Origin of the sequence: Saccharibacillus qingshengii, from assembly GCF_013185195.1 — a bacterium.
In the GTDB taxonomy this organism is placed as follows: domain Bacteria; phylum Bacillota; class Bacilli; order Paenibacillales; family Paenibacillaceae; genus Saccharibacillus; species Saccharibacillus qingshengii.
This window is the reverse complement of sequence record NZ_JAAZWC010000004.1, coordinates 50,198-65,898: the sequence shown is the minus strand read 5'-3', so window position 1 is coordinate 65,898 and position 15,701 is coordinate 50,198. Positions and strand designations below refer to the sequence as shown.

Sequence of the window (15,701 nt, the reverse complement as noted above, 5' to 3'; positions counted from 1 at the left end):
TTTACCCAGAAGAGGCGGAGGGGTTCGGATTTTCCGGATATTTTTTCAGCAAATTCCAGCTTGGAACCGTCTTGTTCGGAAAACGTTCAAAATCATGTCAAAGCCCGCCGCTGCGCCATACGTTCTAGTTGACATATTGACTCAGCCGCTCACGCGACCTCCATTCCGAGACGTTCCACGACGGCCACGGCACCTTGAGGCTGGCTTCGTTTTTCGCTTTTTCCCGCAGCAGCCGATCCAGTTCGCCGCCTTCTTGTTTCCCTCGTTCGATCAGCACGGGCACAGCGTCGGAGGACAAGCCCATCAGATAACCCAGATCGGCTGCCGCTTCGGCCGTATGCTGACGATCCAGATTAAGACGTGCAATGACCCGGTCCATGCAGGCATAGTTGACGGCCAGATAAGCGCAGACGCCGAGTACGACGAGCAGGCGTCCAAGCGCAATACGGCGCAGCCGAATGCACAGGGCGAACAGCAGCAGGACCGCGAACAGGAAGATCATGAACGCATGTACGAGAAAACGGAGCCGCGTATAACCGTAAGCTTCTTCGTACAGCAGCAGCCGGGAAAAAGCAGACCCCAGCATCGCCACCGAGCAGAAGATAAGCAGCAGATGCAGGGCATCCAACAGCCGGCGCTGCCGTCCTTCTCCGCGCAGAGTCGCGTACATGCCGATCAGCAGCACTCCGAAATTGATCAGCGTGACGCCGATCAGTTCGCCGAACCCGCTGCGCGTGTACTCGGCATACGAAGAAGATTCGGGGAGTACGCCCTGCCAGGCGCCGAACAGATAAGAGAATTGAAACGCCACGAACAGCACATAGACAAGATTGAGCGAGATCAGCAGCGTAACCATGGGCAGCGGCCGGAACCTGGCGGCCGGTTCGACGGGATCGGCCATCCAAGGCCCCTGTACGGGCAGTCTGCGCTTGGGCGAACGGAAACCGGCCAGATACGTGAACAGGAACAGCCCGGCGGCACATGTCCACAGCAGTCTTCCTCCTCCGTCGCCGAGCGGCAGATTCCCGAACCATACGGGAATGCGGCCCGCCATGGTGCGCAGCACGCCGTCTGCCGACAGCAGCAGCACCAGAACGATCCCAAGGAGCGGCACCGCGAACGCCAGCCCGTACATCACCTGCCTGAGCGAAGAATCGTCTTCGCTGTCGCCGGCTCGATTGGCGCGAGGCCGTGCCCAGGCGAATGCATCAGGCACATGCAGCACCGTCTGCTTCAGCACGTGGCCGAACGCATCGGGGATCAACCGCAGATCATGCCAGCTTCGTCTGCGATCGCCCATGATGTAAGTCAGATGCCAGGCGATCAGGGCCGGAAGCGCCAACAGATTAAGCACGAAAAAGATCGGGTTGTCGAACAGCGCATACGTCAGCGCGAGCAGCACAACCGCAGCCGACAACAGCAGGCCGGCCTGATCGGGCGGCCGTATCGTTTCCCGGCCGAACATCCGGAAATAGGCATACAGCAGCAGGACGAACAGCGGTACGGACAGTCCGGGCAATAGGCCGTAGAACAGCAGTTGATGCAGGAAGCCAAGCGCAAGCGCCGCTGCCAACGCCGGCAGCGTGCGCCTTTCCCCTTCGATCTTCGATTCGTTCATGTGGATTTCCCTCCGTTTGTCCAAGCGGTCTGCGCCGTTTGGACTGTATTCTTTTTCCATTATAGATGTTAAAATAAGAAGATAAATAGAAAGGTTGGGGGACCTTTTTTCTTATTTTTAAGGGGGACTATGAATGAAGCTGCACAGACAATTCCTGCTGCTGCACGAACGTTACGGAGCGGAAGACGACGGACGGGAAGGGGCGCGGGTGACGCTTGCGGAAGTGGCGGAGACGCTGGACTGCACGCACCGAAGCGCACTGACGGTGATCGGCAAAATGGCGGCGGCCGGCTGGATCTGCTGGTCGTCCAAGCGCGGACGCGGCCGGCGCTCGGGACTTGCTTTTCGCTGGACGCCGGAAGATATCGCCGCGCAGTCGGTAGCCGACGCGATCGGACGCGGCGATATTCGCGGCATCGCGGGCGAGCTGGGCGATACCGCTCCGCCGCCCGCGATGCAGGCCAGGCTGAGAGAATCGCTGCGCGCTTATTTCGGGCATCATTCGGAGACGCGGACCGGGCGGCAGATCGACACGCTGCGGCTGCCGATCCGTCAGCAGCTGCATTCGCTGGATCCGCTGCGCACCAATCTGCTCGCGGAATCCTTCGTTGTCGGCCACGTCTTCGACGGCCTGCTGCGCCGCCGGGACGGCTCGGACGAGATTCTGCCGGCGCTGGCCCATCACTGGGAATCGGGCGAAGAGGGAACCTGCTGGACCTTCTATCTGCGCAAAGACGTTCCGTTCCATGACGGGCGAATCCTGACTTCGGAAGACGTCGTTTATTCGTTCGAACGTATGCGGGAGCTGCCGGAGCGTGTACTGTACGGTTTTATGTTCCGCAATATCGCCGAAGTGACGGCGCCTGGTCCGCTTGTCGTGCAGATTCGCCTGAAGCGCGCGCATACGCTGTTTCTGCCTTTCCTCTGTACCAGCCGGACATCGATTGTACCCAAGGAAGCGCTGCGCCAGGGCGAGGAAGAGTTTCGGCTGAATCCGATCGGTACCGGTCCTTTCCGGATCGCGACGTTCCTGCCCGACCTATGCGTACTGGAAGCGCATGTTCCGCATTATGCGGGCCGGGCGCATCTGGACCGGGTCGAGATCGTCAATATTCCTTGGCGGATAGAAGGCGGAGAAGATGTCGGGGAATCGGATTCGCCGTTCCATGTGTGGCAGGGAGACGGACCGAACAAGAGAGAAGAAACCCAAAGCGCGGCGGCAAAAACAAGCGCAGAGACCTTCCGTCGGCAAAAGGAGCGCCCGGCCCCGAACGGCGGCGCGGAATTCGAAGAAGCCTGGAGCCGGGCGCATGCGGAAGTGTTCTCGCGCAAATTCGTGACCTGCAATACGAAAAGCGGTCCGCTGCGCGATCCGATCGAGCGGGCAGCGGTGATGGCGGTTCTCTCCGGGGCAGACTCCGACGCTGCGGCTTCGGATGAATCCGGCCCGGAGCGGAAGCCTCTGCGCCTGCTGACCATTCCGCAGTATCGCAAAGACGCCGCTCTCCTCAGAGAGCGGCTGGAAAGCTGCGGCTATTCGTGCCGGACCATCATCGTGACGGTAGACGATTTCAAAGGCCGGACCCGGCTGGCCGCGGATCTCCTCTTGTTCTCGCTGATCCGCGACCGCGACGAGCAGCTGCGGCTGTTCGATCTGTACCTGACGCTGTCGGAGCATGCCGATTCGGCAACCCGCGCCTTTATTCGAAACGCGCTGCGCCGGGCCGCCGCGGAAGAGACGCCCCGCGGGCGCGGGCGGGAACTTGATCCGATCGAAGCCCGCCTGGTCGCCGAACGCCAGCTGCAGATTCTGTACGAAACGCCGCTGCAGACTTCGTATCTGCCCAGCATCCGCGGCGTCAGCTTCGGTGCGCAGGGCTGGATCGACCTGCGCACCGTCTGGTTTCCACCGGGCGAGCAGACTGCGCCGGGCCTGCAGGAATGACGCCCCGGCGTCCGCCGCCTCGAATCTCGGCAGCGGACGTCTGCGCGTGGACCGTTTATGCGGGGTTCTTTTGGCGTTATACATACACGAGTGCGCCTGAGTATCACTTCAAACGGGAGGAATACAACATGAACCCTGCAGTTCCCATGAAAGCCGTAGCCCTGAACGAATATCTGCCGATCGAACGCGAAGACAGCCTGATCGATGTGGAACTGGACCGACCGACGCCCCGGGGACACGACCTGCTTGTCCGCGTAAAAGCGGTCTCCGTCAATCCTGTCGATACCAAAGTCCGCTCTCCCAAAGCCCGCCGGGAAGAACAGCCCCGTGTACTGGGTTGGGATGCCGCGGGGATCGTCGAAGCCGTTGGCGAAGACGTGACCCTGTTCCAGCCGGGAGACGACGTCTATTATGCGGGCAGCATTACGCGTTCCGGCAGCAATGCCGAATTCCAGCTCGTGGACGAACGAATCGTCGGCCGCAAACCCAAGACGCTCGACTGGGCCGAAGCGGCCGCTCTGCCGCTGACCACGATCACGGCCTGGGAAGCGCTGCACGACCGTCTTCGCCTATCGAAGAACCCGGAAGACAATGCCGGAAAAAGCATTCTCGTCATCGGAGCGGCCGGAGGCGTCGGATCGATCGCGACCCAGCTCGCAAACCTGGCGGGGCTGACCGTAATCGGCACCGCTTCGCGCGAAGAATCCGCCGCTTGGGCGCGGCAGCACGGCGCGCATCACATCATCACGCATCATGAAGATTTTGCGGATCAGATCCAGCGGCTCGGATTGGAAGCTCCGGCCTATATCCTGTGCCTGAACAGCACCGACAAGCACTGGGACAATATGGCGAAGGCTCTGGCGCCCCAAGGCGCAATCTGCTCTATTGTAGAGACCCAAGAAGCCTTCGACCTGAACAAACTCAAAGACAAGAGCGGCACGTTCGTCTGGGAGCTGATGTTCACCCGCGCCATGTTCGAGACGCCTGACATGATCGCCCAGCACGAATTGCTGAACGAGGCGGCGAAGCTTGTGGAGGAAGGCACGCTCGTCACGACGCTGACCGAGCGGCTGGCTCCGTTCCACGCGGCCAATATGCGCGAAGCGCACCGCCGCTTGGAGAGCGGCAGCATGATCGGGAAGCTGGTTGTGGAAGGGTTCGGCGAGTAAGACGCCTCCGGGTCTGCCGCGCAGCGAAAAACCCTGCCGTTCGCAATAAGCGAACGGCAGGGTTTTTGTCTTTCTTTTTGGTTCTGCCGAGGACCGTGTTCGGTCAACCGGCTTTGCACTCTGCTCCGCCTCTTACGGACGCTCGGCTCGTCCCGAAATCCGCCGGTGCGTCTCCGCGTCCGCTACCACGTACAGCTTCGCCTTGTCCGGAATCGGGGTATCGAGCTTGCGGTTGATGCCGAGGTCTTCGCGGTCGGCGATCAGCGTCGCTCCCTGCGCCAGCAGCGCCTGGAACGCGTCGCCGTACGTCCGCCACGACCGGTCGACCGCGACTTCGTACACATCACTGCCGTTTGTCCGGTTGAGCAGCTGCGTGATCACGTCCGAACTGCCTTCGTGCAGCGCCGCCCGCACCGCGAGGCGCGAGATGGCATCATGCGACAGGATGAACTCGTTCACCTGCGCATGTCGGAAATTCTGAACGTGATTCTCGATCGTGATCTCGACCGTCGTATGCACCTGCGGCGCGATCCGCTCGATGCTGGACACGATCAGCAGCGACTTGCCGTCGACCAATGCCCCTTCTTCGATCCGCTCGTCCGCGAAGATGATCGCGGCCCGGCAGGTCGCGATGCTCGCTTTGGCCAGAATAGGATCCGCCGCCGGATCGCCGCTGACAAAATGAACCTGCACCAGATGCTCCAGCGGATGCCGGTTCGACTCGTCGATCAGCACGATATGCGTTTTCGGTTCGCTTTCCAGAATCTCTTCGATCGCTGATCGCGCTTTTTTGCCCCAATTGATGATGACGATATGCTGACTTCCTTCAAATTTCAACAGGCCCGCTCCTCTCTGCCGCTGCACTTCCGCAATCGAATCGATCACCTTGCCGATCACAAGACTGAGCAGACCGATTCCGAAGATATACAGGAAAATGGTAAAAATTTTGCCTGCGGGCGTTGTAGCGAAATAATCGCCGTAACCCACCGTGGCCATCGTGGTCATCACCCAATAGAAGGCGTTGAACCAACTGGTAAAGGTCGAAGGTTCAAGCGCATAAGCGATCGTTGCGCTGAGCAGCACGAACGTCAAGATGATGATTCCGATCGTCGTTTTGCGCAGATGCATCAACTTGGTCGACAGCCGGATAAAAAAATGCACGTTCGCTCCCCCTTGCTTGGATTCGGACCGCGGATCGTCTACGATAGAACAAAGAAGACTTTTGCGAAACGCGGCCGCTCGAGATCACGTAAAGCTTCTTAATGCGAAGTCTGCCGGACAAGCCGGCTGCACCCCATTCATTCCAGGTTGGAGGCCAAAATTATGTCCATGTTCAAGCGTGTCCGCAATATTTTCGCCAAACCCGAAGCGCCGCTCAAAGAACGCGGTATTCTCGATATCGGGCCGGGCGATATCTGCGAAGTGTCGCTGGTGACGTACGAAGTCACCGGCCGTACCCAGAATGCCCGCCGCAAAGCCGTTGTGCTGACGCTGCGGGACGGCTCGAACCTGTCGTACCTCGTGATCGAGGAACGCGAAGAGAACAAGTATGCGCTGTACCGGCCGATCGACGGACGCCTCGATTCGCTGCAGGAAGTTCCGGCGACGATGGACCTCGACGGTACCGTCTACCATCTCGAAGAGCAGTACAACGGCCATGTCGTGACGACGGGACGCACCCCGTTCATGCAGGGCGGCGACCAGTCCGTCTGGCAGTACCAGTCCGACGACATGAAGCTGCTGCGGATCGAGTGGATGGACGGCCGCTTCATGCTGTACGAAGGCGAAGACATCCCTCCGGCCGATGTGCGCGTCATTCGCGGCGGCGGAGCCTGAGGGCCTAGTACCCTTTCAACTCTTAATCCAAGGTTTACGTTTTCCTGAACTCACAATTCCGTCGGAGACTTCGTACACGCTTCAAGTACGAAATCTCAGGGGAGCGTAAACCTACCTTTAGTGTTGACAAGGTACTGGTCGCACCTGAACTTGATCGGCACGCACAGTGTGATAAGGCCGCGCCCGCTAAGAACAGCGGACGCGGCCTTTTTCCTGCGCCAATCAGATAATCAGACTGCTGATCGAGAGTGCCGTACCGATAAATACCGCGCCCAGCAGCAGGCCGACAGCCACATTGCCTTTTTCCAGCTGATCCGAGATTTTGAACTTCGGCGTCAGCAGTTCGAACACGTAATAGACGATCACCAGACAGATTTGTCCGACCACGAACCAGATCGCCATGTACCAGATCGACGTATTGGTGTAGGCGGAGATGCCCAGGATGATGCCGGTCGCGATAAACTTGCCGCCGAGCGCGAGGCCCACGGCTACGTTGCCTTTGCGCAGTTCTTCCATGTCGTTGAACGGCGTCTTGATGAAGAAAATAAGCATGCCCAAAATCTGCAGCACGATGATCGCGATCAAGCTGACCGCAAGGTTGTACAGTGTTATCCAGTCAAATCCCAACTCTTCCATCACTTGGCCCACCCCCGAAATTTCGCATATGCCAGATCGTAATCGGCAAAGTCATGTACTTCTTCCAGCACGACCGAAACGGTCTTGACATCTTTGAGCTTGTCGTAGCGCGACGTGTCGATGGGCTGCTTCATCCGGTTGCCCGACGGCAGCTCCAGTACGGCAAAGTTGCGCGTCTCGCCGTTGTATTCCGTTTTGTACACGCCGACTACATCCACATCCGTCGTGACCGAAACCTTGAGGTTTTCCAGGTCGGTCTTGGCCGCCGCTTCGTCGGGGTACGACTTGAGCGTCGTCCAACCGGACAGCTGGACGTCGTTGCGCCCTTGTTCGTCGGTCGTCAGCGTGGCGCTCATCGACTGCAGCGTCCACACCTGCTGGCCGGTCGCGTAATTGTTGTCGTTCGGCAGCAGTTCGTTGTCCGGCAGCACGGTCATATCGCTTCCGATCAAATCGCCGACCGAACCTTCCTGGATCCGGTAATCCCACGGCACGGTGTTTTCACCCGGACCGTCGTCGGCATTCGTGCTCGTTACGGAACTCTTCGAGCAGGCGCCGAGTACAAGCACCAGGATCAGCAGCGCAGGCAGCCAAACCCATGTCCGCAGACGGCGGGTTCGTTCGGTTCCGGGCTCCCGGGCTTGTCCGGAAACGGATTCGGAAGCCGCCTTACGGCCTGCCGAGTCCGCGGACCTTTCGATATTTCGCAGCATCTATTCCACTCCCAACGCGATAAAATGACTGGCATTGCCGGTAATGAGTCCTCCGGCGCGGCCCAGCATGCCGCACGGAGCGCCGTCGATCACGAACATGCCCGCAAGCAGATGAAACTCGCCTTCGGCCGTCGCTGCACGCGGCAGATCCGCTCTTTTTTGATACACGACCGGAAACAGTCCGCTCGTATCGTAGCCTTCCTCGTCCTGAAGTTCCAATTCCCCGGACTGTCCGTACATCCGTACCGAACCGCCTTCGCGGCCGAACATGGACTTGGATACGTAATCGCCGGAGAACAAAGGCTTGGTGTATGTAGGCAGCATGTACCGGGAAATGGCTTCCCGCTCCTGTTCATCGTACAGCATACCCAGTTCGTGCAGCCCCCAGATGACGGCCATCATGCCTTTGGACTGCAGCAGAATAGCGTGGGGATGATTGAACAGTTTGAGCTGTCCGCTCTCGACGGCATACGCAAGCGCTTCGCCGCCATCGTCGACCGACATCCATTCTTTGGGATACAAAGCGAACATGCGCTCAATCGTCCGCCCTTGGCCATCCTTGACCAGACCGTCGTCGATCGTCAGCTCCAGGCAATCGACCAGACGCATATCGCGCCCGCTGTGTTTGACCAGAGCTTCGATCGTGCCCGAGTCTTCTTCATGTTCGCCATACGCGATACATGCCGCCGTGTCGGGGCGCTCGGCGGACCAGGCGGACTTCACCCGCTCCGGCATCGCCCCGTTCATACTGCGAACCCCGACCCGCCCGCACATCCAGGGCGTCGCGATCGAAGACTCCACGTAACCGGTCGGCGTATCCGCGTTCAGCTCCAGCAGTTTGATCCGGGCCTGATTCGGCGCGTCGGGATCTTCCGTCACGGCAAAGTCGAAACGCGCATAGCGGCTGATCTTCGCTTCTTCCGCGACGGGCGCCTGATCGAGCATATTCCACAGCACAGGCGGAATCCCGATCAGCTCGTACAAATCGCGGCGGCGGTGCACGTAGCGGACCGCTTTGTCGAACACGCTCCACAGACGGCGCGAGGCTTCGTTCAGCTCGGCATAAACCGATTCGTCCATAACGGCAACCTGGTCGATCCAGTACCGTTCGTCTTCATAATCCGCCCACGCAAAGCCCAGTTCGCGCAGTTCCTCTACGCGGGCCGCGCGGTCTTCCGACGGCGTGCCCGCGATACGAAATATCCCGCTCATCCGCCGAAGAAGCCGCCGGACTTCGAACCGGACGACTTGGAACCCGACGAACTGAGTCCGCTGGATTTGCCGCCTACGCCGCCGGAACCCGAAGAGGTGGAGCGGCGTGTGATTTTGCCCGTGGAATTCGAGGTCTTCGGCCGTACGGTCGAGCCGCTTACCGCACGGTTCTGGAAGCTGCCGCTGCTGTAGGTGCGCGGCGTATAGGGCCGGGTCGAGCCCGCGTAATAGCCGCGGCGGTTGTCATACCAGCCGCGCGACGAGTAAACGCCGGCATTGTTGAACAGGAAATGGTACAGCATCAGATCGCCCCAGCCGAACCCCGAGCCGTAACCGCCGTAATAATTGTTGACGACCGTCGTGCCTTCCGAACCGTCGGACGGCGCGGTGGTCTGCTCCTGCTCCTTCAGATCTTCTTCCGTGATCGGCAGGCTCCAATCGACGGTCGGATCGTAGTACTGCTTGACCTCTTCCGTCGAAAACTCGACCAGCTTGGGCTCGGAAGAACCTCCCGATGCGTTCGAAGCCAGGGCTCCTCCCGGAATCAATGCCGTATTGGCGAGCAGGGCAAGACCCAGCGACGTCGACAGGACCTTGACCGGTCGGCTGAAGCCTGCTTCCCGCTCCGAACCGCTTTCTTTGGCTTTGCCTTTTTCCGGCGTACCGGAACTCTTGTCCGAAGATTCCGCTTTCAATGTATAACGCTCTTTGTCCGTATGATCCAACGTTCTTGTCCCTCCTTCGAAAAACTTGCGTGTTCCGCCGCCGGGTGTCAGCCGTGCATCGGCACGAGCAGCAGCTCCAGCTTGCCCGTATCGACATTCAGCCGGCCTTCGACCGCTTCATATTCTTTACCCTGAACGACCAGATAGTTGGCATGTTCCAGCGCCGCTACCATATTCATGCTCCACGGGCGCTCTTCGATCTGTCTCAACTCGCCTCCGACCATTTTCTCGAACAAAATGACGGTAATGTCTTTATCCATTCGGCAGTCCCCTTTCTGTTTCTCTATCCCATTTATGGTCATGCATCGGTTTACGCCAACTGTATACGCACTGCGCGAAGATTCGTTGCGTAAATTCCCGGCATTCTGCGGAACTTCCCGATATTCCCATTCAGCATACGATTTCTCATTAATGAAGGCAATATTTTCGGACACTTTTTGATGAAAAAAGGTACCGTTCGGATACACCCGCACAGCAAAAACGCGCCCCCGGAAAGGGCGCGTTTTCGAATCCGTCCGCAGCTGCGGGTTTCACTTGTTCGTCCGCCGCTCCCCGCGTCCGCCGGTCAGCAGACTGACCGCCACGATCGCGACCAAGTTGACGGCAAAGCCCGGGACGATCTCGTACAGCGTTTCTTTGAGTGCCGGTATATTAGCCCAGACGATAACCGTCAGAGCGCCGGCAACCATGCCGGCGAGCGCGCCCCAGCGGTTCATCTGCTTCCAATACAGACTCAGCAGAATCACCGGGCCGAACGAAGCGCCGAAGCCGGCCCAAGCATACGCAACCAGCGTCAGAATCGTATCGTTTCGGGTATACGACAGCGCCAGTGCGACAATGGAGACGACCAGCACCGCCAGGCGGCTGACCCGCGTCAATTCTTTCTCGGAAGCGCCGCGGCGCAGAAAGATCCGGTACAAATCTTCCGTCAGCGAGCTGGAAGTGACCAGCAGTTGGGAAGAGATGGTGCTCATGACGGCGGCAAGCAGGGCCGCGAGCAGGAAGCCCGTAATCAGCGGATGGAACAGAATGCGGGACAGTTCGATAAATACCGTCTCCGGATCGGCCAGATTCAAGCCGCGGCGCGAGAAATAAGCCGCGCCGAGCAGACCGGTCAGCATCGCTCCCGCAACGGAGAAGATCATCCAGCTCATTCCGATCCGCCGGGCTTTTTTGATCTCGTGGACCGAAGAAATCGCCATGAAACGCACAATGATATGAGGTTGGCCGAAATAACCCAGACCCCAGGCCAGCAGCGAGACGATACCGAGCACACTTGCATCCTTGAGCGGATCGAGCAGGGATGGATCGATCGCGCGAATCTCGCCGAGCGAACCCGAGATGCCGCCGCTGTGGAGCAGCGTCACGATCGGGACCATCACCAGCGCCAGGAACATAATGAGCCCCTGCACGAAGTCCGTCCAGCTGACGGCCAGGAAACCGCCGAACAGCGTGTAAGCAATCGTAACTCCCGCCACCAACCATAATCCCGTCCGGTAATCGAGGCCAAAGCTGGATTCGAACAATACCCCGCCCGACACCATGCCCGACGAAATATAGAAGGTGAAGAAGATGATAATGACCAGCGCCGACACCAATCGGATGATCCGTGTACCGTCGCCGAAGCGGTTCTCCAGATACGAAGGAATCGTCATGGCATCGCCCGCCTCCTCCGTGTACGTCCGCAGGCGCGGAGCCACGTACAGCCAGTTGGCATAGGCGCCGATCGTCAGACCGACAGCGATCCAGCCCGCACTGAGTCCCTGGGTAAACATCGCACCCGGCAGACCCATCAGCAGCCAGCCGCTCATATCGGCCGCGCCCGCGCTCAAAGCGGTAACGGCAGGTCCCAGGCTTCGGCCTGCCAGGACATAATCGGACAAGCCGGATGTGCGCTTATACGCAACCCAGCCGATCAACAGCATGCCCGCCAAATAAATGGCAAGCGAAATCAAAATCTGAGTATTGGCCATGTTTCTCCCCCGGTTTCTCTCTGGATGAATCGGATGACCGGCGTTGCCCGCCAGCCAATCATTTTAAGATCGTAATTGATTTACCGCGTCAGTGCAACGAATTTGTTGGTATAGAAAAGAAATAGGGAATTGAAAACGTCTTCAACTCATTTGGTCGGTATCGGCGGATACAATTATCGAAAAACCCTTGTTCAATCGTTCACAATCCTTTATTTTAAAAAAGCACGCTGCAATGACACATCTAAGGTATACACATCGATGGAGGGGTATTATGAAAGGCAAACAAGAAGGGCAAGCGGAGCTTACCCGCCAAAATATTGTGGACAGTGTGCCGCAGACGGGATTCTTCGGTCACCCGAGAGGGCTGCTGACGCTGTTCTTTACGGAGTTCTGGGAACGGTTCTCCTACTACGGCATGCGGGCGATTCTTCTGTATTACATCTACGACACGACCGTCAACGGCGGATTGGGCTTCACGCAGTCGACGGCTGTCGCGATCATGTCGATCTACGGCTCGCTGGTCTATATGTCCACCATTATCGGAGGCTGGCTCGCGGACCGGCTGCTGGGCAAATCGCGTTCGCTGTTCTACGGCGGTGTTCTTATTATGATCGGTCACGTGGTGCTCGCCCTGCCTTACGGCGCCAACACCATGTTCATCTCGATGGGCCTGATCATCATCGGCACCGGCATGCTCAAGCCCAATGTCTCGAGCGTGGTCGGCGAGATGTATGCGGACAGCGACAATCGGCGCGACGCGGGCTTCAGCATCTTCTATATGGGGATCAATCTCGGCGCGTTCATCGCTCCCCTGGTCGTCGGAACGATCGGCCAAAAAATCGATTATCACCTCGGATTCTCCCTGGCGGCGATCGGCATGCTGGCCGGTCTGCTGGTCTTCCTCTTCACACGCAAAAAATCGCTGGGACTGGCCGGAACGGTCGTGCCCAATCCTCTGACCCGCGCAGAACGGGGGCGCGTCCTGACCACTCTCGGACTGGGTGCGCTGATCATTGCGGCTATTGTCGCGATTGCGGCCTGGCAGGGTTGGCTGACGATCCGTTCGTTTACGTTCACGATCGGCATCCTCGGCGTCCTGATTCCGATCGCCTACTTCACCGTCATGTACCGGAGCGGCAAAACGACCGATACCGAGCGCTCCCGGCTGCTGGCCTATATTCCGCTCTTTATTGCGGCGGTCATGTTCTGGTCGATTCAGGAACAGGGTTCGACCATCCTCGGCGTCTATGCCGATAAACGGACGCAGTTGGACTTCATGGGCCTTCAGATCGAACCGTCCTGGTTCCAGTCCGCGAATCCTCTGTTCATCATCGTTATGGCTCCCGTATTCGCCTGGATCTGGACCAAACTCGGCGACCGGCAGCCAAGCGTTCCTGTCAAATTCTCGCTTGGCCTGCTGTTCGCCGGCCTCTCGTTCCTTGTGATCCTGATCCCCGGCCAGTTCGGCGGCGGCGGACTCGTCAGCCCGCTGTGGCTGGTACTCAGCTATTTCGTGGTCGTGCTCGGCGAACTGTGTCTGTCGCCGGTCGGCTTGTCGACGACGACCAAGCTTGCGCCGGCCGCTTTCTCCGCGCAGGCGATGAGCCTCTGGTTCCTCGCACCCGCGGCGGCGCAGGCGCTCAACGCCCTGATCAGCCAGCTGTATTCGGAGCAGAACGAGACGCTGTATTTCGGCATTATCGGAGGCACGGCGCTGGTACTGGCCGCTGTGCTGCTGCTGCTGGCTCCGATCATCCGCAAAGCGATGCGGGGCATTCATTAAATGGGGAAAAAGCCTGTCCTTGGCGGACAGGCTTCAGGCTGTCGAGAAAGTCCTATTCTTAGGAGAAGCTTGTCGGCTGCGAGAGAAATTCGTTCCGGTCGCGTGTTGAAATCGGGGAAAAAGATTGAATTTCAGCGGAATTTTCTCGATTTCAAAGGCGAACACTATCGTTCCTACACTGAATTTCTCCCTTCGCCTCCTCGCTTCTCTAGGAACCATACTTTCTCGACACGTTGAAGCCTGTCCTTGGCGGACAGGCTTTTTTATGCCCAGGCAGAGAAGAAATCTTCCGCCCGGGCGGTCAGCGGCCGAGGTGAAAGACCGGCTTCAGCTCGCGGGATACGGGACTGTTGTCCGGGTTCGTCTCCATGATGTCTTTCATGTACGCCCACCATCTGCGGCAGATTTCGGTATCGGCGGATTGTGCCCAACGCTCTTCGTCTTCGATTTCGAGATAGGCGAACAGGCTGTCCGTTTCTTCGTCCAGATAAATCGAGTAGCTCAGCATCCCGTGTTCGTTCAGCATGGCTTCCATCTCCGGCCACAATTCGTCGTGCCGGCGCCGGTATTCTTCGTGATGTTCGCTGAATACTTTCATGACCGAGGCTTTGCGGATCATGTCGTCTTCCCCCTTTGGGCAATTCGGAATTCGTGAAGATTATAGCGCTTCCAAAAAAGACAAGCAAATCAAAAAGCGCGCCCCGCAAAGGGCGCGCTTAACTTGTTGGAAACGGTTGATGCCGAATGCGATCAGCCCGCCGCAATCGTGCCTGTGCGGACGGATTTTTCGTCTTTGCGGATCTGCTTGCTCCGCAGCTGTCCGCAGGCGGCATCGATATCGGTGCCGTGCTCCATCCGGACGGTCGCGTTGATGCTGCGCTTCTTGAGCACGTCGTAGAAGCCGTTGATCGCTTCCGGCGTACTGCGCTGATACTGGCTGTGTTCGTCGACCGGATTGTAAGGAATCAGATTGATGCTCGCCTGATCCTTGAATTCCTCCAGCAGATCGGCCAGCTGCACGGCCGTGTCGAGACCGTCGTTGACTTCACTCAGCAGGATATATTCGAACATGATCCGGCGGTTCGTCGTCTCGAGGTAGTAACGGACAGCGTCCATCAGTTTCTCGAGCGGGAAAGCGCGGTTGATCTGCATAATCTGTGTGCGCAGATCGTTATTCGGCGCATGAAGCGAGATGGCCAGATGCGTCTGGGTACCGAGATCCGCGAAGGCGCGGATCTTGGACGGAATGCCGCTGGTCGAGACGGTGATGCGCTTCGCGGCGATCGCCAGTCCCTTGCGGTCTTTGACCACTTCGAGGAACTGGATCAGATGTTCGAAGTTGTCGAACGGTTCGCCGATACCCATGACGACGATATTGGTGACCTTCTCGCCGTTCCCGGCCGCATCCAGATAATGCTGCACGGTCATGATCTGCTCGACGATCTCTCCGGCGGTCAGATCGCGGCTTTTCTTGATCAGACCGCTTGCGCAGAAGCTGCAGCCGATATTGCAGCCGACCTGCGTCGTGACGCAGACGGACAAGCCGTACTTTTTGCGCATGAGTACGGTCTCGATCAGGCTGCCGTCATGCAGTTGGAGCAGGAACTTGACGGTACCGTCGGAAGCTTCCTGCTTGACGAACTCGGTCATCGTATTCAGCGAGAAGCGATCTTTGAGCAGATCCAAACAGGCGGCGTTCACTGCGGTCATCTGCGAAAAGTCGCTGACTCTTGCCGTATACAGAGCCTCCCAGATATGCGCGGCGCGGGATTTCTTTTCCCCGTTTTGCGTCAGCCAGTCGGACATAGCCTCCAAAGTCAGTCCGTAAATGGACGGTTTGCTGTTCATGATGGTTAACCTCTTTTCATTTTAAAAAACCGGAAGTCCGCTCGGGACCCGGTATGTTGGAGTGGATGTTGGACTGGACAGTAAAATTCATTCTTATTCTCCCAAATTTCGGCCCCGAGTACAAGCGGCTTAAGGACCGCTCCGGATCAAAAAGACGAAAGAACCTCGCGCCGCAGGCCAGGCTGTCGAGAAAGTCCTATTCGTAAGAGAAGCTTGTCAACTTCGGGAGAAATTCGTTTCGGT

The 15,701-nt window shown here is 58.4% G+C and carries 14 protein-coding genes; 4 read left to right on the top strand and 10 right to left on the bottom strand.

The annotated features are described in order from the left end of the window. Window positions 1–124: 124 nt before the first annotated feature. Complete coding sequence (locus HRQ60_RS05210) at window positions 125–1,618, bottom strand: DUF4153 domain-containing protein (protein ID WP_172194578.1); 1,494 nt, start codon at window positions 1,616–1,618, stop codon at window positions 125–127. 133 nt (window positions 1,619–1,751) lie between these two features. Here HRQ60_RS05210 and HRQ60_RS05205 point away from each other — a divergent pair, with 133 nt between their 5' ends. Then, window positions 1,752–3,563, top strand: a complete 1,812-nt coding sequence (locus HRQ60_RS05205; protein WP_172194577.1) for an ABC transporter substrate-binding protein — start codon at window positions 1,752–1,754, stop codon at window positions 3,561–3,563. 128 nt (window positions 3,564–3,691) lie between these two features. After that, the gene (locus tag HRQ60_RS05200) at window positions 3,692–4,732 is read left to right on the top strand and encodes a zinc-binding alcohol dehydrogenase family protein (RefSeq protein WP_246281135.1); all 1,041 of its coding nucleotides are present in this window, start codon (window positions 3,692–3,694) and stop codon (window positions 4,730–4,732) included. Between the two features lie 132 nt (window positions 4,733–4,864). On the opposite strand, the gene HRQ60_RS05195 is transcribed toward HRQ60_RS05200, so the two are convergent. Continuing rightward, complete coding sequence (locus HRQ60_RS05195; protein WP_172194576.1) at window positions 4,865–5,893, bottom strand: ion channel; 1,029 nt, start codon at window positions 5,891–5,893, stop codon at window positions 4,865–4,867. 162 nt (window positions 5,894–6,055) lie between these two features. Here HRQ60_RS05195 and HRQ60_RS05190 point away from each other — a divergent pair, with 162 nt between their 5' ends. Next, complete coding sequence (locus HRQ60_RS05190; RefSeq protein WP_172194575.1) at window positions 6,056–6,568, top strand: DUF4178 domain-containing protein; 513 nt, start codon at window positions 6,056–6,058, stop codon at window positions 6,566–6,568. Window positions 6,569–6,790: 222 nt separating this feature from the next. Here HRQ60_RS05190 and HRQ60_RS05185 read toward each other — a convergent pair whose 3' ends face one another. The 6 genes from HRQ60_RS05185 to putP form a co-directional block, all read right to left on the bottom strand. Beyond that, window positions 6,791–7,204 carry a DUF350 domain-containing protein gene (locus tag HRQ60_RS05185; RefSeq protein ID WP_172194732.1) on the bottom strand — a complete coding sequence of 138 codons (414 nt, stop codon included), beginning with the start codon at window positions 7,202–7,204 and terminating at the stop codon, window positions 6,791–6,793. Next, window positions 7,204–7,917, bottom strand: a complete 714-nt coding sequence (locus HRQ60_RS05180) for a hypothetical protein (protein ID WP_246281134.1) — start codon at window positions 7,915–7,917, stop codon at window positions 7,204–7,206. Before HRQ60_RS05180 ends, HRQ60_RS05185 begins: the two co-directional genes overlap by 1 nt. Then, complete coding sequence (locus tag HRQ60_RS05175; RefSeq protein ID WP_172194574.1) at window positions 7,918–9,129, bottom strand: glutathionylspermidine synthase family protein; 1,212 nt, start codon at window positions 9,127–9,129, stop codon at window positions 7,918–7,920. Further along, complete coding sequence (locus HRQ60_RS05170; RefSeq protein WP_246281133.1) at window positions 9,126–9,854, bottom strand: hypothetical protein; 729 nt, start codon at window positions 9,852–9,854, stop codon at window positions 9,126–9,128. Before HRQ60_RS05170 ends, HRQ60_RS05175 begins: the two co-directional genes overlap by 4 nt. Window positions 9,855–9,901: 47 nt before the next feature. Beyond that, complete coding sequence (locus HRQ60_RS05165) at window positions 9,902–10,114, bottom strand: hypothetical protein (protein WP_172194573.1); 213 nt, start codon at window positions 10,112–10,114, stop codon at window positions 9,902–9,904. Between the two features lie 270 nt (window positions 10,115–10,384). Beyond that, window positions 10,385–11,827 carry a sodium/proline symporter PutP gene (putP, locus tag HRQ60_RS05160; protein ID WP_172194572.1) on the bottom strand — a complete coding sequence of 481 codons (1,443 nt, stop codon included), beginning with the start codon at window positions 11,825–11,827 and terminating at the stop codon, window positions 10,385–10,387. Window positions 11,828–12,098: 271 nt separating this feature from the next. On the opposite strand from putP, the gene HRQ60_RS05155 reads away from it, so the two are divergent. Continuing rightward, on the top strand, window positions 12,099–13,610 hold the full coding sequence (locus HRQ60_RS05155) for a peptide MFS transporter (protein WP_172194571.1): 1,512 nt from the start codon (window positions 12,099–12,101) through the stop codon (window positions 13,608–13,610). 301 nt (window positions 13,611–13,911) lie between these two features. Here HRQ60_RS05155 and rhaM read toward each other — a convergent pair whose 3' ends face one another. Next, a complete protein-coding gene (gene rhaM, locus HRQ60_RS05150; RefSeq protein WP_172194570.1) occupies window positions 13,912–14,229 on the bottom strand; it encodes an L-rhamnose mutarotase in 318 nt (105 codons plus the stop codon). 131 nt (window positions 14,230–14,360) lie between these two features. Continuing rightward, the gene (rlmN, locus tag HRQ60_RS05145) at window positions 14,361–15,458 is read right to left on the bottom strand and encodes a dual-specificity RNA methyltransferase RlmN (protein WP_172194569.1); all 1,098 of its coding nucleotides are present in this window, start codon (window positions 15,456–15,458) and stop codon (window positions 14,361–14,363) included. Between the last annotated feature and the right edge of the window lie 243 nt (window positions 15,459–15,701).